The 21,160-nt window shown below is 43.3% G+C and carries 7 protein-coding genes; 6 read left to right on the top strand and 1 reads right to left on the bottom strand.

Features of this window, described 5'->3' with window-relative positions:
* Positions 1-234: 234 nt before the first annotated feature.
* Positions 235-1,209, top strand: a complete 975-nt coding sequence (locus tag NG22_RS08580) for a hypothetical protein (RefSeq protein WP_053405368.1) — start codon at positions 235-237, stop codon at positions 1,207-1,209.
* Between the two features lie 834 nt (positions 1,210-2,043).
* Here the strand turns inward: NG22_RS08580 and NG22_RS08575 are convergent.
* Positions 2,044-2,844 carry a DUF1295 domain-containing protein gene (locus NG22_RS08575; RefSeq protein WP_216597610.1) on the bottom strand — a complete coding sequence of 267 codons (801 nt, stop codon included), beginning with the start codon at positions 2,842-2,844 and terminating at the stop codon, positions 2,044-2,046.
* 400 nt (positions 2,845-3,244) lie between these two features.
* Between NG22_RS08575 and NG22_RS17780 the strand changes: the two genes are divergently transcribed.
* From NG22_RS17780 to NG22_RS08545, 5 genes are all read left to right on the top strand, one after another.
* Positions 3,245-3,421, top strand: a complete 177-nt coding sequence (locus tag NG22_RS17780; RefSeq protein ID WP_157600942.1) for a hypothetical protein — start codon at positions 3,245-3,247, stop codon at positions 3,419-3,421.
* A 1,214-nt stretch (positions 3,422-4,635) separates the two neighbouring features.
* A complete protein-coding gene (locus NG22_RS08560; protein ID WP_053405364.1) occupies positions 4,636-5,424 on the top strand; it encodes an SGNH/GDSL hydrolase family protein in 789 nt (262 codons plus the stop codon).
* Between the two features lie 325 nt (positions 5,425-5,749).
* Positions 5,750-7,195, top strand: a complete 1,446-nt coding sequence (locus tag NG22_RS08555) for a sodium:alanine symporter family protein (protein WP_053405363.1) — start codon at positions 5,750-5,752, stop codon at positions 7,193-7,195.
* A 732-nt stretch (positions 7,196-7,927) separates the two neighbouring features.
* Positions 7,928-12,349, top strand: coding sequence for a hypothetical protein (locus NG22_RS08550; RefSeq protein WP_053405362.1), 4,422 nt, complete (start codon positions 7,928-7,930; stop codon positions 12,347-12,349).
* A gap of 44 nt (positions 12,350-12,393) precedes the next feature.
* Positions 12,394-20,643: a PKD domain-containing protein gene (locus NG22_RS08545; protein WP_053405361.1), complete on the top strand. Its 8,250-nt coding sequence runs from the start codon at positions 12,394-12,396 to the stop codon at positions 20,641-20,643.
* Positions 20,644-21,160: the final 517 nt, after the last annotated feature.

The raw sequence follows: 21,160 nt of genomic DNA, 5'->3' as shown, positions 1-21,160 counted from the left end.
TCCTCCAATACAATGGAAAGATACATATTGGATGTAAGAAATCCTACAAATATGAATGTTTATCGATAGCTTTAATCGTTTTCTAATCAAAATTGCGTAAATTGCAGTATTTGGGGTTATTTTTTAAAATTAGGTATTTTTACTCTGTTGTAATAGCAGGATTCGGGAGATATTTGTGATGTGATAGGGAATTCCCTTCGGGGAAATGATTTGTCAATAACACCGAATTAAGTAATGAGTTATATTTACCAACAGCCATCCGGACGTAATAAAAGCCAACATACCATTGCGCTTTTGATTTCCTCCAACAGATTCGAGCGGGAAAAGTCAATTGTGCCTCCCACTCCCTTTGCTGCTGTACAAATAGATAATCAGACTGATGAGCAGGTACAATACCTGTTTAGTCAAATGCATAGAGGTTGTTTAGAGCGTACTCCGGGGCCTGTTCATCAGGTGGAGAATGAGGTTTTGTGGATGGAGCCGGATAGAAGGGGCGGTATTGACGGCTTTATATTTTTTCAGATCGGTGGTTTGCACCTTTTTAAATTGCATTTATCACTCATGGGACAGGATCAGCCTCCGGTGATTACTTGTGGTAATTTACCCAAGGGATATACCTATGAGCTGGAGGTAAAAGATCAGGGGCCTGTGAAATCGGTGGTTTGTTCCCTTAAAGCCAACACGGATTATGTATCGGCGCCCCTTTTGGAGGATATTCAAAAGGCAATTTATGGGATGTTTCCCATGGGGGACCTTCGGGATGTTTTAACGCTTCGTGTAGAGGGGCAGAAACCGTTGAGTTCCTGGGTGGACAAAAAAGCCATGGCCATTTATGAAATAGGCCATCTGTCAGTGACTCCCGTCGCTGGGGATCACGCAGCATATTTCTTAACTGATGTGCATTTTAAGAAGATTCGTCGTTTTGGGGAGGAACTGTGCGTGAAATGCAGACTGCAATTCAATATTACCAATGGCTGGATAGTTGGTTTCTCTATTTCAATGGACAGTTGTTTGCAGGAAAAGGCTACCGTGATTTCCTGTATGGGGAAAGACCGTTGCGGGATTGAGTTTTCAGAAATGGACAGTCAAATCCAGGAGCAGGTAGCCTGGAAAAAGGATGCAGAAAAACAAGCGGAAGTATTGGAGGTATGGTCAGAGATTTCGACCACCCTGCTTTCTATTTGTAATAAAATAAATAGCTTATACTAAGATTATAACTATCAATTACCTTCGAAAGAAGGATTCCATCTTCTAATTTTCTATAGTAATTTGGGCCCCGAAAGGGGCCACTTTTTTTTTCAGGGGTTTTTGGATTTAGGGTCGGGAGACTCCTTTTTCGACTTTTAGGTCAGGGGCATTGGCTACATTTTACGCGAGTATATAAGGGGATAGATCCGAAAGATGCAGCGCTTGCTTTAGTGAGCAGTCTTAATGGATTTACTCATTTTAGGAAGTTGGATTCCTGTTTTTTATTCGCCGTACTGTGGTTATGCTTGCTTTTCATTCCTCTTTTCCCCGGGAAAGTCAGGGTATTGAGTACTATTGCTTCATTTTTTCCGTCTTGCTACTCAAAGCAGTTTTAAACATAAAATTCCAGGTCAGATTCAGGAGGTCCTGCCAAAATCTTTATTCTCAATGCGATCCAGTTGGTTTTGTAGGTTTTTCCATAACCCCTCGGGCAAACTTACTGTTCATTTCTCTCCTTTCCTGGGAAAAACCCGAAATAGGGAACGACGCTGTCTTTTTTCCGCCTTACAGCTAAACGAGGATTTAAGCATCAATAATTCGGGTTAGCATGAATAATTCGAAATCATTAAGCCAGATTTGAGTATAGTGACCGGAATTCATTTTAATGGATGGGGAATAAGCGCATGTTTAAAAGCGCACCCTCCGGTTGTAAATTCGCATTATTGGAAGCGATTTTGGATCATTTCTCAACAATAGCGCTGCTCTTCTCTCAAAACAATCGGGCATCGCTGCTGTAATAATCAAATTTTCGCTGGGAATTTTAGCTTTTAAACACACTCAATTTAAAATCGAGCTTCAACTTTTATTATTGGTAAAAGGAAAATGACGGTGGATGATCTGGCCTAAAGGTGGCCAAAGAGGATTTCTGTTTTTGGGGTAATTGGGGAATTGCTCCGAATACCACTGATGATGATTTTTGGCCCGTGGGATTAAATTGGCGCAAGTCCAAAAAAAGAAGCTAAAAGCAGGCTCATTCCATGCGAGTATGGCGAAACCGCCCCATTCGATAATTTCTCCCAAAAGATTGGGACAGGAAATATATTGGAATAAGCCTCCATAAGGAATCTTGTAGCCTTTTTGGTGTTTTCGAATTTGGATGAGCAAATGATCATGGTATTGGTTAATGGCCCAGCCTGCCATAAAAATCAAAAGACCGATCCATTGCCATTGAAATGGCATTTTTTCCGGGGCCAAAAAAGTAATCCACAGCCCATTGAGTAAACCGTTGATCAGATTAAAAAATAGGGCTGAGATAACGATACTGATGGGCATTTTTTTTCCCTTGGTTTTAATTCTTAAGGGGAAAATTAGAGTGCGGTAGCCATAATGCAGGGTCCATAGCGCAATTAGCCCGATTTGAAAAGGATGAAGGGAAGGGCCAAAGAACGGAATAAGGGGAATTAGCAGAAGTGCGGGCAATTCCATTAGGAACCAGGCGAATTTATTGTCGATCATAAAGCCCCATCCGGCCTGACTATGTCGGCCGTATGGTGCTCTGATATTAGATTTCCATAAGAAAACAAAAGTAATCAATGCCATTATCGACCAAATGAGGGTTATTTGGTGGAAGTACAGGAGTATTTTTTCCAGGATCATACAGAAATATAGGTATTCTCCGGAATAATTCGATGTGCCATTCTGCCAACATTTTACCATTGTATATAATGAGGCTATTTGTTGAGTATAAGACCCTTGCAAAATCATGTAAGAAAAGCATTTGAGGTGTTGAATTTCTGAGGATGGGATCATTTCGATCATTATTGGAGTTTGTGGGTAGGGTGAGGGTTTCTATACCTGTCCTGGATTCAAAACATTTCGTTTGGAGTAGGAACGGATGGGCTTGTTAAATTATAATTGCCCTCCGGATTGGTCAAAGGAGATGATGCTTGTTTACCTTTAATTTTTTTTTTGAATCATAAATAAAAAAGCCTGTAATGGTGATGGTTAGCTGCATTTTTACGTAAGCAATACTATAGCAAACTTAAATCATGAGCCTATGAATAACACTTACATTATTGCGTTATTTTTGGTGGTTTTTGGAAGTCTGCTGGTAATTTGTTTTGTGTTTTTGGTCTCTGCACCTATTAGTCCTAAGATGGAATTTATTGGAATGCTGATGACCTATATCGGCCTTGGCGTTTATTTATTTGGTAGGTGGAAGGCCACAAATTAGTATCAGATCAAAAAATCCTCCTCTAAAGAGCATGTACCTTTTATATGAAGTACATGCTTTTTTATTATCATTTTTTGTAAAAAAATCGGTGGGATAAAAACGAGGAGGATGAGGGAGAGATGATTTTCGACTTAAGTTGTCGAGAGTAAGGGTTTGAAATCCAACTCCCTTTTTTCTTGAAGTCATGAAGTTGATATTTTTTTTGATACCCTTGATTTTGACGCTGTCACTGGTCTTAGCGATATTGCTAAGACCCAAAATCGCATGAGCGTCCGTTCATAAAATTACTACGTTTACATCTCCTAAATATCTCAAAGTCAATCTTACAGTAGTTCCGATGCCCTCCCGTCCATTGATCAAGGCCGGCTTGTTGTGATGGGAAGCCTCCAACCGACTGCAAGACCCAATCCATCCCTAAAATTATTCGAGTTCATTCGTGGCTTAAAAAAAAACACCTCTGGTCTTAGCGTCCTTGCTAAGACCCAATACCGCATGAGCGTCCGCTCATAAATCCACTGAAAGTTGTTCTCATCACCCTAATATTTTAAAAGACATTTCTGAGTTTTAATGGATGATTATTGCCGGATATTATCAAGGTGTTCATTAGTAAGGGTTTGGGGTTGAAAGCATTCCTCTTTTACCACAAAATTTAAGGCTTTCTATTTTCATTTTTTCTTGATAAAAAACGAAACAAAAAAATCAAGGCTGTGATCAATGTTGGCGGGCCATGGAACCTGCTGACGGAATTCATCAAGGCCTTATTTGAATAATGCAGTGAACTGAAAATAATGTCATGGAAATAAGGCTGTGATGCCTTCTGTTCGCCAGCAGAACCCATGGCTTTCCGCCCATTGATCAAGGCCGGCTTGTTGGAATGGAAAGAACCACCACCGACTGCACAGCTCAATCCCCCAAAAATAATTCGTGTAAATTGGTGCAATTTGTGGTTAAAAATACTCCCCATCATCCCTAGCAACTACAAAAATAGTAAAGCATCGCCTATCGTTGTAATTATAAAGCACCACCACCGACAGCTTCACTCAATCCATTCGAGAATATTTGTGGCTAAAAAACGCCGTCTCATTTTCATTTAAAAATTCGGAATTTCCAGTCAAAAGCATCTTTAAAACACCTTACTTTAACATGTTGCTCTTATCTTTAGAATAAGCATTTGGCAGGGTACATTGATCCTTTTTCGTGAAAATAGAGCTCCTATGCATGCAAACCAGTTAAAATATCGGTTGAACTTATTATTAATGCTTCCTTTTGCCCCCCTTTTAATCTTGCAGGGCAAAAAGGTAAAAGCAAAGGTGCCTAAAATCAATCCGGCAATGGAGGAGTCAGGGCATATCGGTAGCGGTAAGCCCTTAAAATTACTTTGTCTGGGTGAAAGTGCCATGGCAGGCATTGGGGAGTCTTCGCATAAGAATGCCATTGCAGGACAGCTTTCCGGTTTAATATCGGCTAAATATCAGCGGGAGGTGCATTGGGAAGTTTTGGCGGAGAATGGTATTAATTTAAGAGATCTTCATCGTAAATATTTGAAAGCGGCCCCCACGGAAATTCCTGATTTAATTGTGGTGGCCATGGGAGGTAATGATACTTTCGAGATGAGGGCTCCAAGGGATTGGGAACGAGATGGTGAGGCATTGATTCGAAAGATTCATCTTCTTTGGCCGGGTGTACCGATAATTTTCATGCACTTACCTCCCATACATGAATTTCCAGCCTTTCCTTTCCTGCTAAAACGTTATATGTGTCGTCATGCGGCAATTTTATCCGCTAGTTTGAGAAATGTGGTGTCTGGATTTGAAGATGTATTTTTTCCTGCCAATGAAATTGACTTTGAAGAATGGGGCGAGCGATATCAAGTAGAGGTGAAAAGGGAGGAGTTATTTTGCGATGGGGTTCACCCTTCCCAAAAGGCTTACCAAATTTGGGCAGAGGAGATTTTCAGATTTATGCAGGTTTTTAAGGTGATCAGGAATGTCCTGAAAGGGTAGCCTTCTTTTCTGGCGGAGGCACTGGCTGAGAGAAGGGCATGAAAAATTCGCGAAATGCTATTTTGGAATTGGGGTAGTTCAGGATGCAATATGTTTTACTGTAATAATTATATATTGTCAGGAATATGAAGGCAACTTCGAATTTTTTAGGGATTGGTATAGTCATTGCATTTTAAAAGATCATTCCGGTTTAGTGTAAATTTTGGAAAATTTCTAAGGTTTCGATGAATCTTTGGTAATAACTCTTCCATTTCTCACAATGTCCGGAAAAGAAACCCTATTTTGCGTTTCTTTTTGAACTTTGTTTAATCCATAAAAATTTATAATGCAGGATTCTTTACTGTCGTCTATTCAGAATGGTTTGTTGTGGGCGCTAAATAGTAGTAATAATTTCCTTTGGTCTTATGTGTTAATCGCAGTCCTGATTCTTGCGGGACTCTATTTCACCATCAATTCAGGCTTTGTTCAGTTTGGAATGTTCAAAGAAATGGTCAAGCTATTGGCGGATGGCCGTTCCAAAAGTGAATCTAAAGGAACCTCTTCTTTTCAGGCTTTTTGCATGAGTACCGCCTCAAGGGTAGGTACCGGAAATTTGGCAGGAGTAGCGCTGGCAGTAGGCGCTGGTGGGCCCGGAGCGGTGTTTTGGATGTGGTTAATTGCTTTGATCGGATCGGCCTCTGCATTTGTGGAAAGTACATTGGCTCAAATTTACAAAGAAAAAACACCTCATGGTTTTCGGGGAGGCCCCGCTTATTATATGGAAAAGGCTTTGGGGAATCGTTCTTTAGGAATCGTGTTCTCCATTTTGATTACCATTTGTTTTGGTTTTATTTTTAATGCGGTGCAGGCCAATACGATTGCTGCTGCTTTTCACGGAGCATTTGATATTGAGGCGAAGTGGATGGCTTTAATACTCGTTGTAATTTCAGCCCCTGTAATTATGGGAGGTGTAAGGAGAATTGCCGTTGTAGCGGAGGTCATTGTACCGATTATGGCCATCGCCTATTTATTTATAGTGATTTATGTATTGGTGGTGAATTTCAGCCAGATTCCGGCGGTCATCTCATTGATTTTGGAATCCGCTTTTGGCTTGAGAGAGATGGCAGCCGGTGCAGTGGGGGCGGCATTAATGCAAGGAATCAAAAGAGGTTTGTTCTCCAATGAAGCCGGTATGGGTTCTGCTCCTAATGCCGCGGCAACGGCTTCCGTAAGTCATCCGGTGAAGCAGGGTCTGATTCAGACTTTGGGCGTTTTTACAGATACCATTTTAATTTGTACGGCTACGGCGATGTTGATTTTGGTTTCCGGCGTAGAAGCCGCTGGTGCTGAAGATGGAATTAAGTTAACGCAGGCTGCACTTCAGTCTCAGGTTGGAAGCTGGGGTGGAATTTTTATAGCCGTGGCGATTCTGTTATTTGCTTACAGCTCCATTATTGGTAACTATTATTATGGTGAGGCCAATATTGATTTTATTCACCGTGGCGATAGTAAGTTGAAAATGATTTATCGATTTGCGGCATTGGGCATGTTAGTCTTCGGTGCATTAGTAAAGGTTCAGACTGTCTGGGATATGGCCGATTTGTTCATGGCTTTGATGGCACTGGTAAATATTTATGCCATCATTAAGTTGGGGCCGATTGCTTTTGCCGCCCTTAAGGATTATCGCCAACAGAAAAAGGAAGGGAAGGATCCCGTTTTCAGGGCCAGTAATATTGGTATAAAAGAGGGCGCCGAATGTTGGGAAGAGCCCAAAGAACAGGTAGTGATGTAAAGTAGTATATCATTTGTAAAAGGTCTGGTTTTTGAAATCAGGCCTTTTTTTGTGTCCAAAAAAAATGATAAAAGTGCTCTTTTTATTACTTGAATATTATGCTCAAGCATTTTTTTGGGGTGGAATAGTAGTCGGATGCTTGGTGTAATGCGCTACAAAAGGCAGTTAAAATCCCATTTGTTGCGGGTGACGAGGACGTTTTACTGGCAGAGGATAGATCTTGATAATTTTTTGTTCCGTGTTGGAGCGTATTTGGAATGCGTTTGATTTTCAATGGGGAATGTTGAATGTGGTCGTCAAGCAGCTTGTAGAGATTATCCACCATTGCCCAGTTAATAACATAAGCTGAAGTTAACGATAAGCATTTGGATGGGTAATCGGCGGATAGGCTTTTTTAAATCGGGTTTATATTGTTTTCAGCTCCTTTTTTAATTTGAACGCCTATTATTTGGTTTAAAGCACTTCTTTTTTTTGACCCTTTTTTTGCGTTTATCTGAAGACCATTGAATAGGGAACTAATGGTTTTTCTTTCAATTTCTCCGCTTACAGACTGTTCCACTGATGGCTTTCCATATAGCCGTCAAAATTGTGGTTAAGCCCTATAAACCTTACTACAGCCAGCATTAGGGCGGTTGATCAATGCACTTTGTAGTTGGTTACAAATAGTCAAGTCCTTTGATCAAACTCAAACAGTTTGCTCAGGCAAAATTATTTTAACCAACATTGACCATTATGAAGAGGGTGAGTAAAAAATGGACATTATTTTTTGTTTATTTTTTGACGATGCAGGGGCTTTGGGCCCAAACGTGTGCGGATATTAATAATGACTTTACTTTAACGCCGATAGCCATCAATGGCTGCTCCGGTGATGCCGAATATATCCTTAAAGTGGGCTGGATCATGGATGCTGCCCAAGCCGCCAATGCGGAGATCCTGGTAGATTGGGATGACGGGCAGGCACCACAGGTTTTTGGAAGTTTATCGGTGATCGAATCCGTAGGTTCAATAGATTATTATGGTATTACCGGGCAAACGCATACCTATGATTATGCCAATGGCTACCCCAGTGGCAATAATATTAATGCAGATACAGAGAATTGTACTTTCGTTCCCCGCATTTACCTTCGGATCAATGGGGTGGACTGCCCGGATTTGTTTACGCTTGGTACTCAGGTGACCGTTTGGGATACCGAAGATAACTTTAACCTCAATGCAGTGGATGAGGAAGACCCGGCTGCCGGAGGTACAGGTTTATTTACCACGCCTGCTGCTGGTGATTATAATATTTGCGCGGGAAACACCAATGCACATCGCTTACAGGATATCTCCATCTGGAATTGTACCACTAATCCGGAAGAAACTTTAAGCCCGAATGAAGAAGGTCGATGGGTCCAATATATTTATGGCGAAACGAATTCTTTCTCGGGTGGCACCGTTACCGTAGGAGGGGCGAATGTTCCAGCCGGCCAGGTATACTACGGCCCGATCCAGTGGGTGGCCGATCCTACCGCTGCCACTCCTGCATCGGCAGCAGTTGTTTTTCCGGCCAATGCAGGGGTGGGAGAGTGTTTTTCTATTCGGTTTAGAAGCTGGAACGTGTGTAATGCTTATGGGGCAGATGGAAGCACTGCAGCCGGTTTTTTAGGTGCAGCATCCGATAATTTAAACCATGGTGGGGCAAATGATCCGGTTGATTTATGGACCAGGACGATATGTACCATTGAGGCGCCACCAGCTCCTGCGGTGACGCAACCTACAGTCTGTTTCGAAGGCGATCAGACCATTACCGCCACTCCTTCAGATCCCAATGCTATTATTAGCTGGTATGATGAAAATATGAATTTTATCCTGGATGGTTCGAATACCTATAATCCCAATATCAACTGGGCCGGGATTTCCACCCCAACAACAGTAGCCTTTTTCGCAACTCAAAAATACGATGCTGGCGCAGGGGTTGTTTGTGAAAGTGTCCCCAGCCCGGTTACCCTTACCTTATATCCTGAAATTGACAACAGCCTGAGTCCTTTAGCACCGGCAGACTTTTGCTTTAATACCAATCTGGGAACGATTTCGGGCAATGTGGCTTCCGGTGGGGCAGGTAATGGTTATCAATATCAATGGGAGTATCGTTTCTCGGGTGATGGCAGCAGCTGGGGCGCCTGGCAGAATGCTCAGGGAAGTGCGAGCGGACAAAATTATGATACCGAAGAAGGGAATTATAAAACGAATGAGGGCTATTATGAATTTCGTCGGGTGGTTGCATCATTGGTTTCAAATTGTAATGCTGGAAATGGGAGCGGAAATGATGCTTGTGTGGCTACCCTTTGCGAGAGTAATTCCAATGAAATTGCATTACGCGTATATCCGGATTTGTCCAATAACACGATTGATTTTAATGAAAATGGGAACGCCACCATTCGGGTGTGCTATGGGCGAACCCCTGTTCAGGTGGATGGATCCACTCCCATGGGGGGAAAATTGATGGATGATCCGGATTATCAATTTGCCTGGGAGTTCTCCTACTTGAGTGATTTTTCCGTACTGGAAAATCCTGCTACCGCAAATTCAAGCTTAAGTGGTGTTGAGATTACGGAAGCCTTGCATCAGGATTTGTATGTGAGGAGGATTGTATGGAGTGATTGTGATGAACATTTGATTGCCGGGCATTCGGCAGCCATTTCCAATTCCATTAGGGTGATCGTCAAGGAAGAACTGCTTCCTCCGGAGATCTTTTTTGACTTGGCCGGAGATAATAATGAACATACCACGGCGAATATCTGCTATGAGGAAGATTTCAACATTGTGATAAAAAATGGCTCCGCTCAAATCGATGGATTGAATGTCCAATACCGGGTAAGAGGTAATTCAGGTGGCAATTATTCCACCAAAAGAGGCTGGCAAAATGGGCAGGATGGGCAAATTACCATTAATGTAAGTGAACTAACCGGTTCGGGAGGTTTTAATTATAACAATCCTAATCAAAATTTTCGGGTGGAAATGAGGTATTCTACCCGGGATGATTATGGCAATCGATGCAATGTCAATTCAAATGTGATCAGCCTGAATATCAATGATCAGATTACGGTGGCCGCCGGATCTGATGACCAACTTTGTGAGGGGGACCAACTGTTGTTAGACGCTCCAAATGCAACGGGTGGTTCAGGAGCTTTTAGTTATACCTGGACCGGTCCCTCTTCACTTTCTCAAAATGCGCAAACCGTAACCATTACTGAGGGAGACGCTACCTATCCGGCTTTAAATACCGATCATACTTATACGCTTACCGTGGAAGATACCGGTTTTGCGCATTCCGTTGCCGGGGAAACCTGCCCTATAACCGATACCAAACAGGTCATCATATATGAAAACCCAAGCGCGACACTGGATGTAAGTGATATTACCATTTGCCCGGGCGCTGCATTGGAATTGGCGAATACCATTTCTGCCGGAGGCGCATCCGGTTCATTGACCTATAATTGGAGGTCAGATCGGGAGCCGGACGGAGCCGTAACGGATTTTTTGTTTGATGATGCTATCGGTTCGAATGATAATGCCCATGATGAACAAACGCCCTTTTTTATCCCGGATGGGAGCCTTGCAGGGACTTTTGATTTTTGGGTAGAGGTGACGGAGACCAATGCCGGCCATGGTTGTTTGGTGTATTCTGATACGGTGCAGGTGTCGATTGATAGTAATGCGCCCACCGGAGGAATATTGACCAATATTGATCATTCCACCACGGATATTCCACCGGGACTTTTACAGGCAGATGGGACCACTTTTGCTCCTTCAGATTGTAGTACCGATGTGTTTTTATATGCCGGCGCTTCCGTGAATTGGAAAAATACTTTAGCCGGTGATTTGAATTTTCCTGCTGCCAACTTTGATCAGGTAGAGGTATTGCTGTTTGATAGCCTGGGGAATATTGTGATGGCCCGGCATGTGCTTAGCGGGAATAATACCACTAATAATTCCTCCACCTCCAATGAGTATCAATTCATTCATTCTGGGGAATATCGGTTGGAGATGATTTTTACCAATACCAGCGGTGGTTCGGGATGTAATGTAGCGACAAGACCTCAGACCATTCGTGTTCAAAACCTGCCCTTTATTCAGGAAATTGATATTCCGGATATTTGTCAGGGAACCACTGTGACGATAAATGAAACTACTGATTGGGTCGGCAATAATTTTACACCCACCTATTACCAATGGGAGGTAAAAGACCTGTCAGATAATAGTACCCTTCTGCTCAGCGGAGATAATGGGGGAGTGGATGCCTTTACGACCTATAATTTTCCTGATTTTGGGGAATTTGAACTTCGGGCAATTGTTACGGCCCTTTCTCAAAATGGACTGAGCTGTGATTATTCAAAAGTGATTGATACAGTGAATGTTCATGAGGCACCTTTGGTAAATGTGACAGATGCGAATCCCTTTCAGGCCTGTGGTGCATTTGAGGTAGATCTTGCCGCTATGGCATCTGCTATAGGCTTGGCTTACTCCGGGCAAACGGAGGTGGAGTGGTTTGTCGAATCAGGAGCCGGTAATTTTAAATTTGATGATACGGGGCTGGAAGCTTCCGTGAACAGTTCAAAGGAATTTAATAATTTCTACCTGCCCGCTGCCGGAGATGAAAATTCCAGCGTCACCCTGCGCTTTGTGGTTCGGAATCCTGCGAACGTAGCAGCCTGTGATTCGGCCTATATTGACATTCCGTTATTCATCCATGCCAGTCCAAGGGTGAACGCCCAGATAGATACCAAATATTGTTATGGGGCGGAAGTCACTTTATTGGCAGAAAGAACCGATGTGGGGATTGCACCCGCGAATGTAAATGATTTTGCCTGGGATACCTTGGGCGCTAGTCCTGATTTTCGGGGTACTATTACTTCCGGTGTATTTTATCCCAATACCGCTACCAATAGCGCCGTAACCAGTGATTTAATCCTCTATCCCACCAATGTGGTAGCGGCATGTAATGTGGAGGTGATGCAAAACTTTTCCGACACCATTCAAATTGAGCATAATGCCAGAATCGATATTTCGAATTTGCCTGATCAAATTTCCCTATGTTCCGATGAGGTGGATACCCTGATTGCAATAGTCAGCGGGGGAGTGGCAATTATGATTATGAATGGTATGTTGGCGTAAATCCTCAGGGAAATAATGCACCACAATTTAATTTTTCGCAAAGCGTGCCTTTTGCCGATGATTCCACCATCTTTCCTATTTTGCATGAAGTCAGGGATGATTTTATTACTACTCCCGGAAATGAATGTACGCAAACTTTTAGCCTGAATGCTTCCGTTTTCGCTTTACCGGAAGTGACTGCAGGGGCAGATAAGACTTTTTGTTTTGGTGATACGACCTCTTTAAATGCGGTGGTAAATCTCCCGCCAAGCAGGAGCCTGGCCATGACTTATTGGTATGACGGTTTTGTATTGGCTGCTAAGGATTCAATCAATGGGACTATTGATTTCACTGACCAAGATTACAGTAATATTTATCCGCAATCTCCCACCTATCCCGGTTATAATGAGGTTACCTATCGGGTTCAGATTGAGGATGAACATGGTTGTAGAAGTATTTTTGGAACCGGTATTCCTTCCATTGAACAAAGCTTAACCGCCTATGCGTCCCCTCAGCAACCAATTATTAATGGGGAAGATGAGTTGTGCCTTACCGGAGGCGGGCTGAACCCAAGTGGTTTTTATACCTTTAACCGGAATGCTTATTCTATCGCCAATACCACTTATCAGTTTACAATTGATCCCGCAGACACCACTACCAGTACTTCGGTGGTGGGGGCGCCTTTTAATGCCTATTTAGTTGAATTTAAAGATGATGGAGTGTGGGATGTCCAGCTGGAGGTTACTCACCATTATACCGGATTGTCTTGTATTTCTCCAGCGGATACTATGCAGGTGACAGTTAATCCGGAACCTACGGATCATATTATCAGCCGCGAGCCCGGGACGATTTGCCAGGGAGATACGCTATTGTTCACCATCGCCCCGGTCTCGCCTGGTGGGGCTTTTGAGTATGAATGGCAGGTGAACAGGTCGTACTTTGATACCTTAAGCGGGCCGGCTGTCCATCAGAAATATTTGGTTTTTAATGGGGATTTTGCCGGAACTGTGAAGGTAGAGGTCGAGGTGTTCAACCTGATTACGGATGCCTTTGGCAACACGGTACGGGGTTGTGGAGTCACCGATACCCTGTCGATTTTTATAAATGAAGCGCCGGATTATACTTTCACAGCAGATGCTTATAATATTTGTTCCGGGGCAGCAGTGGTACTGAGTCTTGAGAATACTGACGTTGATTCCCTGACTTTTGATTATTCTTTCGATGGTGGAGGGTTGATCACAGGAGGATCCACAGCTGTTCAGACCGTCCCGGTAGCCTCTCCGCCACCGGCGCCCGCCAATTTTTATGATTTTACAGATACTCTGCTGCATGCTGAAACTTCCGCTATAAATGCCCATTACCGCTTAGCGGTTACCAATAACAACAGTGGTTGTCAGGCTTTGGATTCTATCACCATGCTGGTTAATCCTTCCATCAGTAATCCGGTAGTTTCGGTGGCTCCGGATAGTATATGTGCTAATTCAACGGCCGAAATAACGAGCAGCATCACCAACGGTTATGCCTACAATTGGATGATCTCTACTGATGGAGGATCTACTTTTGATTCCTTAGCAAATAGAGGTGATCTGGTTCCTTATTTAAGGGACAGAGGTTCGAGCTTATCGGTGATCGATAGTGATTATGAGGTTTTAAAAAATACCCGGATTTATCAGGAAGTTTTGGGCTGTGGCGGCATAGAGCAGAGTAATTCGATTGATCTACTCATTATTCCAAGGCCGGAAATCGTTCAATCTCCTTTAGATACAGGAATATGTGAAAGGACTACTGCCGCTTTTGTAGTGGAGATCGATCCTTATGATAGTTTAGAGCCCGCATTAAGGCCTGAAATTTATTGGGAAGTCCGGCAGTTAGGAACCTGGGAGCGCATCACGGATGCAGACAGCCTGTTTTTTGCAGGCTATGAAACTAATCGCCTGGTGGTGAAAGATACTTTTGCCTTGCCGGAGAACGACCGCTCCAGGTTCAGGGCTAATATTCGGGGCATTTGTGATGCAAACTTTATTCCTTCGCAACCTGCCATGCTGACCATTTACCCTCAGCCCGGTTTAAGGGTGCCGCTTGATTCCATTTCGGTCTGTAACACTGCTCAGGAAGTGGCCAGTTTTTATGCTGATGCATTAAATACTTTTGAGCCTACTTACGCCTGGAAAGTTAGTTTTGATAGCGGGGCCACTTATCAGTTGGTAGACACTACCAATGTGTTTTTTGCCGATTTCCGAGGGCAGGGAACCGATTTATTACAGGTGGAGAATGTAAATGGCAAAGGAGGTTTAAGATTCAGTGTAGAAATTGGCTCAAGTTCCCTGGCTTGTGGCTCCACTGTGGAGCCGGCAGCGGATGAGGTAGGGAAATTAACCGTTTTGGCCTTACCCAATGCTTACGACCAAAGCATTTCATTTTGCTCGGACGATGAATTAGGAAATTCGGCTTTCCTAAGATTGACGCATTATGATTCATTGGTCAATGGAGGTACTAGTAATTTTGTAAGTTGGTATATGGATGCCTCGTTCAGTTTGGAGGTTTCCAATAAATTCTCCCATTATACTGAAGATGCTGATACACTATACGCCAGGGTGGTGAATGCCAATGGTTGTGCCAGTGGGGCAGTGGTTGTTTTTAATTTAACCAGTCGACCGCAGATGGCAAGTACAATGTCTACCGCTTATTATGTTTGTGATAGCACGGCTTTAGTCGTTCAGCCGGATGTGAGTCCATCAGCGATCGTTGATCAGTATCATTGGCAATTAGTGCCAAATGGCAATATCGAAGGCCTGGCGATGGATGGTTTTGGAAATACAGTTACTCAGGGCACGGATAGTTTGACATGGCTTTTGAAGAATAGAACCACTACGGACCAATCATTGGAAATATCGTTTACTGCTGAAAATAATGGCTGTTTTTCAGAGCCACTAGTGGTGAATGCCACGGTTTATCCCCAGCCATCTGTAGTGGTGGAGAATAACCGACCGGAAATTTGTGATCAGGCCGAAACGGCCATCTCTGTGAGGACGGGCGTTAATCCTGCTAATTTCACCTATTTCACTTATGCAGTGGACGGCGTTACCCAAAGAGATAGTCTGAACAATCCCATTCAATTGACGAATTACGGGGCCATTATGGATGAATTGGAAAATACCAGCCAGATACCTGTGGATTTCGAGTTCAGCCTTACGCCCTGGCGTTTGGGTTGTCCCAATCCCGGTCCCTCAGATTCCGTTTTGGTCGCTGTAAACCCTACGCCGATTGCCTTAATGGGTGCCCTCCCGGATACCCTTTGTAGTGGAGAGCTGGTCAATATTCCCATAACAAGCAATACCAGCCTGATAGATGGTTTTGATCTGGTTTATACCTACAATTCCGTATCAGATGGAGGTTTTGGGACGCTTTCGGGCCCAGGAGTACAAAATGGTTTTGTGGTAGATACTGCTTACACGATTTCAGGCCAAATTGACAATGTGACGGATGAGCCTAGAAAACTAATTTATTCGGTAACACCAACCATCCAGGGCTGTAACAATAACAAGGTGCTGACCATTAGCGACTCCTTAATAATTAAACCCGTGCCGTCCATGACGATGGTAAATGAGGCAGAGCGTATTTGTAACTTTGGATCAACTGAAATTAGTTTGAATACCACGAATGTAACTAATAGCAATTTGCCAATGGCCTCCATTGGTTTTGTGGGGACAGCCACCGCTTCGGACCCCTCGCTTAGTGGTTTTGCCTCCTCCTATAATTTACCTGCGACAAGTGGGCATGCGGTTATTGAGGATGTTCTGGTGAATACCTCCAACCAGCTGCAAACGGTTACTTATCGCATAAGGCCCTATTTTGATGGTTGTTTGGGAGCGGAGGTGGTGACCACCGTAGAGGTGTATCCTACACTTGATATTACGGTTAATAATTTAGACCCCAGGATATGTTCTGATGGTTCGGCGGCCTTGCTGTTGAATACCTTGGTGAATGTCCCCAATCATCAGATAAATTATAGGGCCACCGCCAGTGATCCTTCCGTATTTGGTTTTTCAAATTTCAATAGAGTGGCGAATATTGGAGATACTATCAGGGAAACCATTACCAATTATAGCAACACACCACAGCTTGTGACTTATGAATTTCAGGCGGTTACAGATGATGGGGCTTGTACTGGTCCACTGCTTAACCGATCCGTGGCCATAGATGCGGATTTGACTTTTGCGGTGGAGGCTGTTCAGGATCAAATTTGTAATGGAGATACCGCTATAATTGAGTTAAGTACTCCTGTGCGTACTTCTGGTGGACAGATTTTGCAATATCATTTTAGTCCGGTGGTGAACTCCCATATTACAGGGGCGTTGCCAATGGCTTTTCAAACCGCGGATTCCTCCGGATTGGCCAGTTTGGCTTCTGTGCTGGTCAATGATACTACCACCATTCAGGAGCAGCAATATCAGCTCTGGCTCACCTTAACTGATGGGGCGAATAATATTATTTGTCAATCTGCTGAGCAAGTCGTGAGTATTTTTGTCCGACCAACCCTATTTGTAGATCCGGTAGCCGATGTGGTGGTTTGCCCGGATGAATTAGTGGTTATTCCGCCATTTTCCGGTGCAGCCACTTATACCTGGACCAATGATAATACGGCGATTAACCTTGCCGCAAATGGCAGTAGAAATATTCCGGTATTCACCTCTGCGAATGTTCTGAATGTAAACGAAGTGGCCAATATTACGGTGCAGGGCTTAAGTCAGGGTTGTAATACACAACCCCTGAATTTTACCATCACCGTAAAGCCAACGCCAAACGCACCCTTAGTAAACGGTGATCGCGGTTATTGTCAGGATGATACTTTAAGGCAACTCGCAGCAACAGGCTCCAATATTAACTGGTATAACAGTAATTTATTGAGTGCCAATTCACTGATTGGCGCAGGTAATAGTTTTACCCCTGACACCACAGATGTAGATAGTCGATATCCCGGAGCTTATGCCATTTATGGCACACAAACCATCAATGGATGTGAGAGCCCAGCGACCACCGTTAATTATACTATCAATCCAAAAGCATTGGTCGCCTATAATTTGATTCCGCTTTCGGATTGTTCCCCAACATCGGTAAAACTGGTGAATGTTACTCAGGGACAGGATACTCTTCAGGATTTATGGGAATATCAAATTCTGAATGATCCCTCCAGCAGGCAGGTATTCTCCTGGGATGCGAATGAGGAAGCGGTTTTTCAAAATACTGCCGCCACTGCCGTTACTTATGAGTTGATGTATACTGCTACCACAGCATTGGGATGTGCTGAAATGCACCGCCAGCAGATCGTTGTAAATCCACAAATCGACTTCTCCTTCCGGGTGGTTCGTCCTTTGACTTATCCATCCTCCTCCTGTTCGGGAACTGCTTATACTTTTGAGCGACAAAATTTAGGCAATACCAATGCCATTCCCGACCTTAGGTATATTTGGAATTTTGGCGATGGAACAGTGCTGGAGACCGATTCCCTTCAGGTTACCCACCTTTTTGAAAATGCCTCCTTCCAAAACCCAAGGACCTTTAATGTCAGCTTAACGGTGGAAAGTAGTTTTTGTCAGGAAAGCAGAACATTGCCGGTGGAAATTTACCCACAGGTATTATCAAATTTGGAGTTGCTGAATAATGTGGGTTGTGGTCCATTAGCGGTTACTTTTATTAATAATTCTCGTGGATATGATTTATCCTTAGGGCAGTATGAGCGCAGAATTTTGGGAACGACCACTTGGCAGTCTTTTAGCCCGCTGAATAATGAGTTTACATTTGATAATACTACTTTCGATCAGATCGTTTGGGAAGTTCGCTATGTGGCACGCAACCAATTCAGTTGTCCGGAAGTTTCCGCCATTAGCCTGGTGACGGTAAACCCAAGGCCGGTTGCAAGTTTTAGTCATCCGACTTTAATATGTGAAGGGGCGCCTGCAATTTTCGATGCCACTGCTTCCACGGGTGATATTGATAGTTATCAATGGGATTTTGGGGACTTTAGCTTGCCAAAATATGGGGACAGTTTAACCTATAATTACCCCTTTGCCGGTTATTATAATGTGCTCTTAACCACTACCAATACCGTCGGCTGTACGGATACTATTAGTGCGAATCTTCAGGTTCAGATCTCCCCACAGGTGACGCTGGAATCTCAGGGGCCGGTGAATTTTTGTGACGGGGGAGCGGTAGAAATTACCAGTACGGTAAATGATAGTGTCACTTATCAGTGGTTAAAAGATCAGGCCGTCATTTCAGGGGCGACTAATCCAAATTATAGCGCCACTGAGACTGGTGCTTACGCGCTGGTAGTGACGCAAACGGCTGGCGTGGGCTGTTCTCGTTTGTCGGATACCCTGAGGGTTCAGGTTTATGATTTGCCTAATGTTCAACTGGTTCGGAATAAGCCTGATAAAATTTTATGTCCCGGAGAAGAAGTGGTCTTTACGGCATCTGCGGATTTAAATATTCAGCATTTTATTTTCCATGTTAACGAACAAGCCTATTCTGCCAATTTGGAACGAAATGAATTTAGGTTTAACAGAATTCAGGAGTATGATACGGTTTTTGTTCAGGCGATCACGTATGAAGGTTGTTTGGGGCAAAGTTCTGACTTGATTCAGGATACGGATATTCTGAACCCGGACTTTACCGTGATAGGTTCTGCAGAGGGATGTAGTGCTTTCACGGCAAGCTTTGAATTGGACACGCTCGTCAATGGCTTGCAGTATACCTGGGATTTTGGGGATGGTGTTATCGAACAGCATAACACGGCCCTGGTATCCCATACCTATATCAACAGCGATGCCTTTCTTCAGAATCGGCATGTGGTAACGCTAACGGTGTTTAATCCAGCCACAGACTGCTCGGCGAGCGCGGAGGGGGAAATAAGGGTGAACCCCAGTCCGGTGGCGGATTTTGATTTAACAGCGGATAGGGGCTGTGCGCCTTTGAGAGTGGGGGTGATTAATAATTCTGCCTTGGTCAATAAAATTAACGGAAGCTCTTATTCCTGGGTGGTGAGCGACTCTTTAGATCAAAGGGTGATTTTCACTTCGGCATTAGATAATCCTTATTTTGAATTGCCGAATGTGTCTACCTCAAAGATTATTTACGAGGTAAGCCTGACCGTAGAAGATGCCTATGGGTGCGAGAGCACTGCTACTCGCTATGTCACGGTTTATCCTGAAGTGCGTCCGGATTATATTGTGGATGCCTTGGATAATACACAATTATGGCCTGATCGTGAGTTTTCCATAATCAATACCACCAACGAAGGGGAGAAGCCAAGTGACTGGAGATATGTATGGAGAGTAAATGGGGAAGAGGTGTTTTTGGGAGCAGATATTCATTCCCTGTTTTTTGAACAGCCAGGCTTATATAATTTGACGCTGGTGGTGGAATCCGGGCCTTGTATTGCGGAAGTGACCCAGTTACTGACCCTGCAAGGCACAAATCCAATTGTAGATTTCTTGCCCAACCCTAAGGTGGGTTGTGTACCTCTGGAAGTCCATTTTGAGAATTTATCCAGAAATACAGATGAATTTACCCTCTTTACCTGGGACTTTGGGGACGGGGGACAATCCAATGAGGAAAATCCCACTTACACTTATGAAAATCCGGGGACCTATTATGTGAGTTTGAGTGCGAATAATTTGGTGTCGGATGGTTTGTTCTTTCAAAAAGATACCATTATCGTTCATCCAACGCCAACAGTGAATTTCCGGGTGACACCCGAAAAGGTCTTTCTGCCGGAGGCGGAGGTAGAGATTAATAATTTTACCACTGGTGCTTTTAATCAATATACTTTGGACTGGGGGGATGGCACCATCGTAGAAAATGCCAGTCCGGATGCAGATCATATTTATTCCCAGCCAGATGATTATTTCGTCACCATGACCGTAGAGAATGAATTTGGCTGTGCGGCTTCCTCCACCATTGAACAACCGGTTTTGGTGCGGGATGGAGGTAAAATACAGTCTCCCAATGCTTTCCAGCCTCGGGGAGATGGTCCATCCGGTTCGGTTATTTCTGAAAATGATAGTAGATCCGGTTATTACCCCATCTTTGCGCCTTATACCCCGAATGTGGTGCCTGAAGGATATCAATTGGAAATCTATACCCGATGGGGGCAAATGATTTACCAAACACAGGTATTGGGCGAGGGCTGGAACGGCTATTATTTTAACAATGGGAATCCACTTCCCGCCGGGGTTTATATTTATAAATTGGATGCGAGGACGGTGGATGGCAACCGGGTAAGTCAGGTAGGGGATGTTACCTTACTAAAATAAATGTTTGAAAAAGGGATCTTCGGATTCCTTTTTTTTATATTATTAAATATTTTTTTACCATAATAACAACACTTTTTTTTGTCTTAAAACGGTATGGATATTGTTTTTTATTTTCAATATTTCTATTATTCCTGACTTTATAATGCCTATAAAAATTCGCTTGATAAGTGATGTGGTTAGGCGAGATTTTATTGATATTTTTATAATTATATCAAGAAGGTTTCCTTTTGGAGTATGATTTTTCCTGTTTTTCGGTCTTAGTGTAAGTACTGTCTGTGTTTTTTAAATCCAAAAAATGTAATTCTTTATGCTTTTTTGTTGTGAATGAGGAAAAAGTTACGTGTGTTTAGTTTTGCTTCATTTAGGGATATTTTTAAGCGTAATCGTTATTTATTTCCCGATGTTCAACTTTTTATACTAGGTTTTAGGCAATTTTAGAGGGTGCTTATTACAAATTTTCAGCCACTAACAGTGGACTTATTGATTTTTTTATCTTTTCTTACATTTGTAATGGAGG

Source organism: Persicobacter sp. CCB-QB2 (assembly GCF_001274635.1).
GTDB lineage: Bacteria > Bacteroidota > Bacteroidia > Cytophagales > Cyclobacteriaceae > Persicobacter > Persicobacter diffluens.
Note: the sequence above shows the minus strand (reverse complement) of the source record. Positions and strands in the feature narration are given on the sequence as shown.

What these genes read in the sequence shown, in the direction of transcription:
- NG22_RS08580 (WP_053405368.1), top strand. Translation starts at nt 235, where the DNA reads ATGAGTTATATTTACCAACAGCCATCCGGACGTAATAAAAGCCAACAT.
- NG22_RS08575 (WP_216597610.1), bottom strand. Translation starts at nt 2,844, where the DNA reads ATGATCCTGGAAAAAATACTCCTGTACTTCCACCAAATAACCCTCATT.
- NG22_RS17780 (WP_157600942.1), top strand. Translation starts at nt 3,245, where the DNA reads ATGAATAACACTTACATTATTGCGTTATTTTTGGTGGTTTTTGGAAGT.
- NG22_RS08560 (WP_053405364.1), top strand. Translation starts at nt 4,636, where the DNA reads ATGCATGCAAACCAGTTAAAATATCGGTTGAACTTATTATTAATGCTT.
- NG22_RS08555 (WP_053405363.1), top strand. Translation starts at nt 5,750, where the DNA reads ATGCAGGATTCTTTACTGTCGTCTATTCAGAATGGTTTGTTGTGGGCG.
- NG22_RS08550 (WP_053405362.1), top strand. Translation starts at nt 7,928, where the DNA reads ATGAAGAGGGTGAGTAAAAAATGGACATTATTTTTTGTTTATTTTTTG.